The following is a 2,053-nucleotide window of genomic DNA, read 5'->3' as shown; positions in this document are numbered from 1 at the left end:
GCGTGCCGCCGGCGCCGGTGTGGGCGCGGGCGTCGGCACGGGGAACGCCAGTTCGGCGGGGCGGACCTCCGGATGGCCCCAGGTGCCGCCGCCGGATCTGCCGCCGCGGTCGGTGCCCAGGGCGCCGATCACGGACGTGGTGTCGCGGCGGACGCTGGCCGTCATCGCGGTGGCCGTGGTGCTGGCCGTCCTCGGGACCGTGCTGGCGCTCACCCTCGGCGGTGACGATGGCAGTTCCGACAACAGTAAGGGCGCCGGCAACAAGGCGGTGGCGTCCAGCGGGTCGGCGTCGGGGAGCGACGCCGACACAAAGGACGCCGACAAGGGCAAGGAGAAGGACAAGGGCAAGGGGTCCGACCCCAGTCCGGACGGTGACACGACGGAGGGAACCGACGGTTCGAGCGGATCCGGGGGCAGTTCGCCGAGCCCTTCGGGCGGGTCGAGCGGGTCGGTGAACGGTGACGGCTCCGGCGGCTCGGGGAACATCGCGACCGAGACGTACAAGGGCAGCCAGGGGTTCTCGATCGGGCTGCCCGACGGGTGGAAGTACCGGTCGACGGACGCCGCGGGCGCCCGCTTCTCCGGCCCCGACGGGCAGCGGCTGCTCGTGGCCTGGACGACCACGCCGAAGAACGACCCGGTCGCGGACTGGAAGAACCAAGAGCGGTACATGGTGCGTTCGCAGTACAAGCGGGTTCGAATAGAGGCGGTGGACTACCGGGGCTGGAACGCGGCCGACTGGGAGTTCACCTATGTGGAGAGCGGAACGAAGTACCGGTCGATCGACCGCGGATTCGTCGTCGACTCCCAGCAGGGATACGCGCTGATGTACACCGCGAAGGCGTCGAAGTGGAGCGGTGAGCTGCGCAAGGACACATGGCGGACGTTCACGAAGACGTTCAGGCCGAAGTCGTGAGGCGCCGGACGCCCCGCCCGTGAGGGTGTGCGCAGGGGCGCGCGTGGGTGGGGTGTTGTGCGCCGGTGCGCTCGGAGCTGTGGCTGCGTGCGGTTTCGTGCCTCAGCTCGGCGTGCCGTACGGGGGCGTGCGGGGGCGCGGGTCGGGGCGAGTTCCCTCGATGTGAGCTCGGCTTCGGGACTTGTGCCCGCCGGGTGAGTTCGGGGACGGGTCTTCCGGGGAAGATCGGATGCGTTCGAGTGCATTCGAGACGAACGAGATATCGCATCGAGTCAATGTGAGTTGCCTCCGGCACGTATCGTGAAGGGCTGCGGACCTTACGCATCCAGAGCGGAACAGGGCGCAAGGCGAACGGAATTGACCAACCGGGCGGCCGGGGGAGGGCGTTGTGGACGAATACGCGGGGCGAGTACTCGCCGACCGCTATCGCCTGCCGCTGCCACCTTCAGACGAGTACGAACTCGCCTCCGAGGTCCGGGCCTTCGACACCTACAGTGGACAGGAAGTCCTGGTACGCCAGGTGCCGTTGCCCGAGGTCGTCGAGGCGGAGATGCTCGATGCGGACGGGCTGCCCGAGGGGTATGTGGCGCGGGACGGCGGAGGGCGTCGGGGTGCGGCGCGGACCACGCGCCGGTCCACGGACCCGGCTGTGGGGCGGGCCATCGAGGCCGCGCAGGCCGCCGCTCAGATCCCCGACCACCCGCGGCTCGACCAGGTCTTCGACGTGTTCGCCGAGGGCGGCTCGCTGTGGATAGTGAGCGAACTGGTGTCCGCACGGGCCCTGGCCGCGCTGCTCGCGGAGCAGCCGCTGACCCCGTACCGGGCGGCCGAGATCGCCTCCGACGTGCTCACCGCCCTGCGGGCACTGCACGCCCACGGCTGGGTCCACCGGAACATCACCGCCCGCACGGTGCTGGTCTGCGACGACGGCCGGGTGATGCTGACCGGGCTGGCGGCCGGGGCGGCGGAAGAGGCGTTGTGCGGGTACGACCCCGTGCCCGTGCGGGAGTTCGAGGACAGTCCGCCCGGGGCTCCCGGCGGCGGTGCGGGAGTGCCTGCCGTGGGGTCCGGCCGGGGGCAGGGTCCGCGTCATGACCCGGTGCCGCCCGGTGGCGTTCCCGGGGCGCGCGGGGCCTC

1 protein-coding gene and 1 pseudogene are annotated in these 2,053 nt (G+C 71.3%); both read left to right on the top strand.

The features are described from left to right. Positions 1–916 (top strand): annotated as a pseudogene (locus tag AWZ10_RS09925) (serine/threonine protein kinase); the annotation flags it as partial. Between the two features lie 388 nt (positions 917–1,304). Then, positions 1,305–2,053, top strand: a 749-nt coding sequence (locus AWZ10_RS09920) for a protein kinase (RefSeq protein WP_244172451.1), incomplete at its 3' end; no start/stop codon positions are given.

Source organism: Streptomyces europaeiscabiei, assembly GCF_001550375.1.
In the GTDB taxonomy this organism is placed as follows: Bacteria; Actinomycetota; Actinomycetes; order Streptomycetales; family Streptomycetaceae; genus Streptomyces; species Streptomyces europaeiscabiei.
Note: the sequence above shows the minus strand (reverse complement) of the source record. Positions and strands in the feature narration are given on the sequence as shown.